Consider the following 6,932-nt stretch of genomic DNA (forward strand, 5'->3'; position numbering starts at 1 on the left):
GGCCTGGTATGCCGAGCGGATCGCGGCCCTCGGCGGCACGCCGAGCACTCCCCATCCGGACGCCGCCTCGTCGTGGGCGACGAAGCTGCCGACCGTCTGGTCGAGCGGCCCGGCACCGGCACCGGTGATCTCCCAGGCGGGCTCGGCCCCGGCGGCGAGCACGGCCCCGGCGGCGAGCACGGTGCCGCCCGGCTCGCCGACGCTGGCCGGCTGAGCACCGCCGCCATGCTGACTGTCGACTTCGATCTGTTCCCCGTGCCCGCCGGCTGCCGCCTGCTCGATCTTGGTTGCGGCGCCGGTCGGCACTCCTTCGAGGCGTTCCGGCGCGGTGCCGACGTCGTCGCGCTCGACTACTCCCTGGACGAGGTCCGGGGGGTGAACGCGATGCTGTGGGCGATGGCCGAGGACGGCGAGGCCCCGGCGGCCGCGAAGGCCGGCGGGGTGCGCGGTGACGCGCTCGCCCTGCCGTTCGCCGACGCGACCTTCGACCGGGTCATCGCCGCGGAGATCCTCGAACATCTACCGGCCGACACGGCGGCGATGGCGGAGATTGCGCGGGTGGTGCGCCCAGGCGGCTGGGTAGCGGTCACCGTCCCCAACCGTCTGCCGGAACAAGTCTGTTGGAGTCTGTCCACCGCCTACCACTCGGTCGAGGGTGGCCACGTGCGCATCTACCGGCGCCCGGAGCTGCGCGAGCGGCTGGCGGCGGTGGGCCTCGAACCGGTGGGTGCCCACTTCGCCCACGCGCTGCACGCCCCGTACTGGTGGCTGCGTTGTCTCGTCGGTGTCCATGACGACGACCATCCGGCGACGCGTCTTTACCACCGCCTGCTGGTGTGGGACATGATGCGCCGACCAGCGCTTACCCGTCTCACCGAACGCGCCCTGAACCCGGTGCTCGGCAAGAGCTACGTGCTTTACCTACGGAAACAGGAGGTAACGCGTGCGGCCCGTTGAGTCTGCTCCGGTGCTCACCCCCGAGGCGCTCACCGCGACCGCGGCCGCGATCGCCGCCGCGCAGGAACCCGACGGGGCCATCCCGTGGTTCCCCGGCGGGCACACCGACGCCTGGGATCACCTCGAGTGCGCGATGGCTCTCGACCTCGGGGGCCATCGGGCCGCCGCCGACGCCGCCTGGGCCTGGCTGCGCCGCAACCAGCGCTCCGACGGCTCCTGGCCGGCGAAGACCGTGGCCGGCGTGGTCACGGAGGCGCACGCCGAGAGCAACCAGTGCGCCTACATCGCGGCCGCGGCCTGGCACCGGTGGCTGGTCACCGGCGACCGGGCGTTCGTCGCCGAGATCTGGCCGGTCCTGCGGCGGGCCCTCGACTTCGTCGTCGGCCTGCAGGCACCGACCGGGCAGATCTGGTGGGCCCGCTCCGTCGAGGGAAGCGCCCACCACGAGGCGCTGATCACCGGCTGCTCCAGCACCCTGCACAGCCTGCGCTGCGGGATGGCGCTCGCCGCCCTCGTCGGTGAGATACCGCCGGCGTGGGAGACGGCGACCGCTGCGCTGGAGCACGCGCTGGTCAGCCACCCCGAGTACTTCGAAGTGCGGGACCGCTGGTCGATGGACTGGTACTACCCGGTGATCGGCGGGGCGCTGCGGGGCGCCGCCGGCCGGGCCCGGCTCTCCGACCACCGCTGGGACCTGTTCGTCGTCGACGGCCTCGGGATCCGCTGCGTGTCGGACGAGCCGTGGGTCACCGGGGCGGAGACCTGCGAGCTTGCGATCGCCCTGCACCTGGTCGGCGAGTCGGCGGCGGCGGCCAAGCTGGTCTCCGACATGCAGCACCTGCGGGTGCCGGGCGGCGGCTACTGGACCGGCTGGCAGTTCCGGGACCAGGTGTTCTGGCCGGTCGAGCAGTCGACGTGGACCTCGGCGGCGGTGATCCTCGCCGTGGACACCATCGCCGGCGGCGTCACCGAACGGGTCTTCCGCGGCGATGACCTGCCGGCCGGCCGATACCAGCCGGCCGGCGGCGGCAGGACGTTCCAGCTCGGCCCCCGGCCGGTTGCGGTGGCCGAGCTGGCGTCGGCGTGCGGCTGTGCGTCAGCCGGCGCGGCGTAGCAGCCGCAGGGAGCCCACCTGGGACTCCTCCAGGAATCCCTCGGCGAGGGCGCGCAGCACCACGTGGTAGGGCGCCTGCCCGCCATCGGCCGGGTCGGGGAACACGTCGTGGACGGCGAGTTGCCCGCCGGGGCGGACGTGGCGCGCCCAGGCCTCGTAGTCGGCCTGGGCCTGGGCCTCGGTGTGCCCGCCGTCCAGGAACAGCATCGCGACCGGGGTGGACCACCAGGCCCCGACCTGCTCGGAGCGGCCCACCACGGCCGTCACGACATCCTCGACGCGGGCTGACTCCAGCGTCCGGCGCAGGTGCGGGAGGGTGTCCAGCCGGCCGGTGCGCGGGTCGACAAGGGACGTGTCGTGCCACTCCCAGCCCGGCTGGTTCTCCTCGGATCCACGGTGATGGTCGACGGTGACCACCGCGGCGCCCGCCACCCGCGCCGCGGCGGCGAGATAGACGGTGGATTTGCCGCAGTAGGTGCCGACCTCGCAGATCAACCCGCCCGCCGGCACCCGGGAGGCGGCCTCGTACAGCGCCAGCCCCTCCGGCTCGGGCATGAAGCCCGTCGCCTCTTCGGCGATCCGCAGCAGCGCGGTGTCCACCGCCGCCTCCCCTCCGCGCCGCACCCGGCGTTGTCCACAGCCCCGTACCGGGCGATACCAAACCTAGCCGGCTAGCGGCCCAGGGTCGCGGCGAGTTCGGCGCGGCGGGCGAACACCTCGTCGGACCGTTCGTCCATCTCCTTGAGCGCCTTGCGGCGGCCGCGGCTGGACAACCGGTCGAGGTAGAGACCGCCGCCCAGATGGTCGGTCTCGTGCTGCAGGCAGCGGGCGAAGTAGCCGGTGCCCTCGAGGCGCACCGGCGCGCCGGTCTGGTCCTGGCCGCGCACGACGGCGCGTTCGAGCCGGGCGACCTCCATGTAGGCGCCGGGAACGGACAGGCAGCCCTCGTCGCCCTTCTCCAGCCGACGGTCGTCGGGGTCGGGGTCCTCCAGCACCGGGTTGGCGAGGTGCCCCACGTGCCGGACGCCGTCCTCGTCGGTGCAGTCGTAGACGAACAGGGCGGCGTCGACGTCGATCTGGTTCGCGGCGAGCCCGACTCCCTCCGCGACGTACATCGTCGTGAACATGTCGTCGATGAGGGCGGCGAGCGCGGGGGTGCCGAACTCGGTCACCGCACGGCAGGGGCGGGCCAGGATGGCCTCGCCGACCACGGTGATGCGCCGGACGGTGCCGCGCCCCACCTCCGGGGGGAGCGTCGGATAGTCGTCGATGGGCTCTCCGAGCAGCCGGACCCGAAGGTCCCGCTTCTCCCCCGCCGCGTCGGACCCTCCGGTACGCGAGGCCATGGCGAGCTTCTCCCTCCATCCAACCGGCGGCACGCCCGTGCGGGACGGGGACCTGACGCCGGCCGGCCCGCCCACCGCCCGGCTGGGCGGCTCCGAGCCGCCGCCGATGCTGCGACTTGCAGTGGTACGAGCTTGGCAGACCCCTGCGGTGATCCGCGACGGACCGGCCGCGACAAGGCGGATTTCGCCCGGTCGGGCGCGGCGACCCGTCAGTATCGTCCGGGCGATCCTGCTGGCGGTCAGGGCGGGTGCGCGTGGCCGGGCCGCCGGCCGCGGCGCAGCTGCGCCCACCAGTGCGCGAACTCCTCTGCCGCGCGGCGCTGCCGTTCCTCTCGGCAGGCCCGGCACTGCGTGTCCTCGGCCGGACGCTGCCCACAGGTGACACAGGTCGGCTCGGCGCCGGCGGCCATCTCCGCGTGCGCCTCCTCGACGGTGCGCCGGCAGTAACACCCGACCGAATCGGCAACACAGGTTACCCACGGCGACATCAGGCCGGATCCGTGGTGATATGACCACGTGTGGCCACACAGCGAACACGGAGGCATGTCGGCATTCGAACACATGTCCAGGCCGGGGCGCATCACCTGGCCGGGCCATTCGGAGTTATCCACAGGAGGGCGCGCCCGGTTGACGCGCGTTCCGGCGGGGCGTTCAGGCGGCGAGCACGCTGCCCAGGCGGGCCACGACCGGTGCCGCGTGACGGCGCAGCCGGTCGAGGTCGAGGCCCTCGTCGCCCAGGACGACGAGCAGCCTCGTCTCCCCGACCGCGTGGACGATGACGTGACCGCCCTGGCACCGGGTGACGACCTCGCGCAGCGCTCCCAGCCCGGCCTCCTGCCCGGTGGAGCGGCCCAGGCCCAGCGCCGCCGCGGCCATCGCGGCGAGAACCTCGGGCCGCGCACTCTCGGCGTCCGACGCGATCAGCAGACCGTCGGCCGAGGCGACGGCGCCGCCGGTGACGCCGGGCACCTCGTCACGCAGGGCGCGCAGCTCGACCAGCACGGCGTCGGTGACTGTGGTTGTGGTTGTGGTTGTGGTTGTGGACATCGAAGCCTCTTCTCAGGTGCCGCGAAGCGGGCAGTGGTCGCAGGACGGGTCGCGTGGAGCGCGTCGGCCGACGGACCGGTGCGTCCTCACAGGTCGAGGGCCCGCGCGAGGCCGCGCAGGCTGAGCCGGGCAAGCGCGAGGTTTGCCCGGGACCGGTCCAACGCCAGGTAGAAGAACAACTGGTTGCCGCCATGGTGCAGCAGCCGGATCAGGTGGTACTGCCCGTCGAGGGTGATGAGGATGTCCTCGATCTCCTCGGCGATCCCCAGCGCGCCGATCGTGCGCGCCTTGGCCCGCACGACCTCGGTGTTACCCGCCGAGGCGACCTCGAGATCGAGGTCGCGGCCGCCGCCGGCGGAACCCAGCATCATTCCGCTCTCACCATCGACGAGCGAGGCGCCAATAGCACCGTCGATCGTCATTGCTTCCTTGAGCGCGGTCTCAATATCCATGATGCTCCCATCCAGCCTTTGACCGGATTACCCACCTGGGGTCGCCGCGCCTTTTCCTATCGGGGTGCACGTAGGCGGGCCTATCCTGTAGGTCAGGATGACCGTACCTTTGCACCAACTGATTGTCACTTCGAGGACGACATCATGACGCATGAGACAGACATCACGCGGAGCCCCCTTTCTTCCACCACCGGTCCACCCCGGGGGGAGAAGACGGATACGTCATCGCCTCCCGTCGCCTCGGCCGGTCGGGGGGTTCCAGCGGGTATCGATCTCCTCCTGGCCACGATTCGCCGGCAGGCTGCCGCCGCATTCACCGGAAGCATTCACGTCAGGGGTGGGGCGAGCGGTCGGATCGTCCTTCGCGACGGTCTGATCATCGATGCCGCGACTTCCGCGGCGCCGGGCCCCGAGTCGCTGCTGCTGCGTTCCGGTCGGGTCCGCGAGGCGCAGTGGGCCGCGGTCCTCGCCGCGGCCGCCCCCGCCGGGCGGCTGGCGGAGGCGCTGATCGAACGCGGCCTGCTGGGCAGCGCGGGCGTGCAGGTCCTCACCCGCACAGCAACGATGGACGGCCTGTTCGCGCTGGCCACCGCCCAGGGCGCTGAGATCAGCGCAGGCGGCCCGCTGGGCGGGCGGCCGCTGGCGGAATCGGTGTTCGTCGAACCGGCGGGCGCCGGGTTCCTGGCGCCGGCGCTGCCCGTATCGCCGGGGATCGAGGTCGCGTGGGCCGTGCGCGAGACGATGCGGCAGCTGGCGAACGCCGGCCGGTGGCGCGATGGTCTCGGGCTGATGCCGCACAGCCGGCCGCGGCTCGCCACCCGGCCACCGGCCCGTGCCGTGGCCCCGGGCCTCGCCGCTCTGCTGGCCCACGCGAACGGCCGGCGCACCTGCCGTGATCTGGCCTTCGCGGTGGGCCGGGGTCTCTATCCGGTGATGGCGGAACTAGCCCAGCTGATAGGGGAGGGCTGGATAATTGTGCCACCCCCGCAGGAACGGCCCCGGGCCGCCGAGATGGCAGCGGACATCAACGAAAAAACGGCACTGCGCCCCTACGGAGACCGTGCCCATTCCAGTCAGGACACCCCCGAAACAAAAATTCCAGAAAAGCGGCGCTACCAAGTAAAAGTGGACAGCCCCCTACCTCGCCGCACCGCCCACCCCGCCACCCCGAAACCCACCACACCACCAAGATGAACCAAAGAAAAAACCAAAAAATACCAAAGCCCACCAAGGAAAGGCCGTCTCCCTAAACCACCTGAAGAGACAGCCACGCCACACTCGGGGGGTTCGGGGGGACGCCCCCCCCGGCCAACATAACGGCCCCCGGGAAGACGCCCAAAGGGCGACGAACAGGGGAATCCAGCTCGAGTGGACCTAGGTGGACTTGAACCACCGGCCTCTTCCTTATCAGGGAAGCGCTCTAACCGACTGAGCTATAGGTCCGGGCAACGACTGCAACCATACAGCACGGGGGCGCCAGGGTGGGAACCAGCGCCTCCGTTCGCGCTACTGGTCGCTCAGGGTGAGCTCGATGCCCCCGATCATCTCCGCACAGAGGTTGTAGAGCAGGGTGCCGAGCGTCGCCAGCACGGTCATCAGGATGACGTTGATCGCGCCGACGAGCAGGCTGATCTCCATCGCGCGGCCGAAGGAGAGCCAGGTCCGGACGTTGCTGGCGCTGCTGTCGGTGAGCGTGTCGGCGGCGTCGCTGACGCTGTCGAACACGCCGATCGAGTTCAGCACGAACCAGAGGACGGCGACCGCGACGAGCAGAACGACGAACACGCACAGCGAGAAGGCGAAGCTCAGCCGGGTCACCGTGAGCGGGTTGATCTTGGAGAGGCGCAGCTTCGCCCGGCGGCCCTGGCCCGGCGGTCGACCCGGAGTCGGTGCCGGCCGGCCGGGGCCGCGGGCGGGGGGGCGGGGGGGGGGGGGCCCCCGCGGCGCGAGTCGAAACATCGCCCGCACGGGCGATCCCGATGGTGCCACCGGTGATTATTCCACGCGGCCACGAAC

The 6,932-nt window shown here is 71.8% G+C and carries 9 protein-coding genes, 1 tRNA gene and 1 pseudogene; 4 read left to right on the top strand and 7 right to left on the bottom strand.

What is annotated here, in order from left to right; genetic code table 11:
- The 3 genes and pseudogenes from MXD58_RS16525 to MXD58_RS16535 all read left to right on the top strand — a co-directional run.
- Positions 1 to 214: pseudogene (locus MXD58_RS16525) on the top strand (glycosyltransferase family 1 protein); the annotation flags it as partial.
- Positions 215 to 225: 11 nt separating this feature from the next.
- Positions 226 to 957 (top strand): class I SAM-dependent methyltransferase, encoded by a 732-nt coding sequence (locus MXD58_RS16530; protein ID WP_248839899.1) that lies wholly within the window; start codon positions 226 to 228, stop codon positions 955 to 957.
- A complete protein-coding gene (locus tag MXD58_RS16535; protein ID WP_248839900.1) occupies positions 944 to 2,071 on the top strand; it encodes a hypothetical protein in 1,128 nt (375 codons plus the stop codon). Before MXD58_RS16530 ends, MXD58_RS16535 begins: the two co-directional genes overlap by 14 nt.
- Here MXD58_RS16535 and MXD58_RS16540 read toward each other — a convergent pair.
- The 5 genes from MXD58_RS16540 to MXD58_RS16560 all read right to left on the bottom strand — a co-directional run bounded on the left by MXD58_RS16540 (position 2,054) and on the right by MXD58_RS16560 (position 4,916).
- Positions 2,054 to 2,671 (bottom strand): class I SAM-dependent methyltransferase, encoded by a 618-nt coding sequence (locus MXD58_RS16540; RefSeq protein WP_248839901.1) that lies wholly within the window; start codon positions 2,669 to 2,671, stop codon positions 2,054 to 2,056. The two genes, MXD58_RS16535 and MXD58_RS16540, sit on opposite strands and share 18 nt — an antisense overlap.
- Before the next feature lie 71 nt (positions 2,672 to 2,742).
- On the bottom strand, positions 2,743 to 3,417 hold the full coding sequence (gene def, locus MXD58_RS16545; RefSeq protein ID WP_248839902.1) for a peptide deformylase: 675 nt from the start codon (positions 3,415 to 3,417) through the stop codon (positions 2,743 to 2,745).
- A 239-nt stretch (positions 3,418 to 3,656) separates the two neighbouring features.
- Positions 3,657 to 3,905, bottom strand: coding sequence for a hypothetical protein (locus MXD58_RS16550; RefSeq protein WP_250609509.1), 249 nt, complete (start codon positions 3,903 to 3,905; stop codon positions 3,657 to 3,659).
- Positions 3,906 to 4,068: 163 nt separating this feature from the next.
- On the bottom strand, positions 4,069 to 4,464 hold the full coding sequence (locus MXD58_RS16555) for a roadblock/LC7 domain-containing protein (RefSeq protein WP_248839904.1): 396 nt from the start codon (positions 4,462 to 4,464) through the stop codon (positions 4,069 to 4,071).
- 86 nt (positions 4,465 to 4,550) lie between these two features.
- The gene (locus tag MXD58_RS16560) at positions 4,551 to 4,916 is read right to left on the bottom strand and encodes a hypothetical protein (protein ID WP_248839905.1); all 366 of its coding nucleotides are present in this window, start codon (positions 4,914 to 4,916) and stop codon (positions 4,551 to 4,553) included.
- Positions 4,917 to 5,060: 144 nt separating this feature from the next.
- Between MXD58_RS16560 and MXD58_RS16565 the strand changes: the two genes are divergently transcribed.
- Positions 5,061 to 6,110, top strand: a complete 1,050-nt coding sequence (locus tag MXD58_RS16565; RefSeq protein ID WP_248839906.1) for a hypothetical protein — start codon at positions 5,061 to 5,063, stop codon at positions 6,108 to 6,110.
- A 175-nt stretch (positions 6,111 to 6,285) separates the two neighbouring features.
- Here MXD58_RS16565 and MXD58_RS16570 read toward each other — a convergent pair.
- Both MXD58_RS16570 and MXD58_RS16575 read right to left on the bottom strand, forming a co-directional pair.
- A tRNA-Ile gene (locus tag MXD58_RS16570) sits at positions 6,286 to 6,359 on the bottom strand.
- A 63-nt stretch (positions 6,360 to 6,422) separates the two neighbouring features.
- The gene (locus tag MXD58_RS16575; protein WP_250609511.1) at positions 6,423 to 6,875 is read right to left on the bottom strand and encodes a DUF3566 domain-containing protein; all 453 of its coding nucleotides are present in this window, start codon (positions 6,873 to 6,875) and stop codon (positions 6,423 to 6,425) included.
- Between the last annotated feature and the right edge of the window lie 57 nt (positions 6,876 to 6,932).

The sequence above is a fragment of the Frankia sp. AgKG'84/4 genome, assembly GCF_023242965.2.
GTDB lineage: Bacteria > Actinomycetota > Actinomycetes > Frankiales > Frankiaceae > Frankia.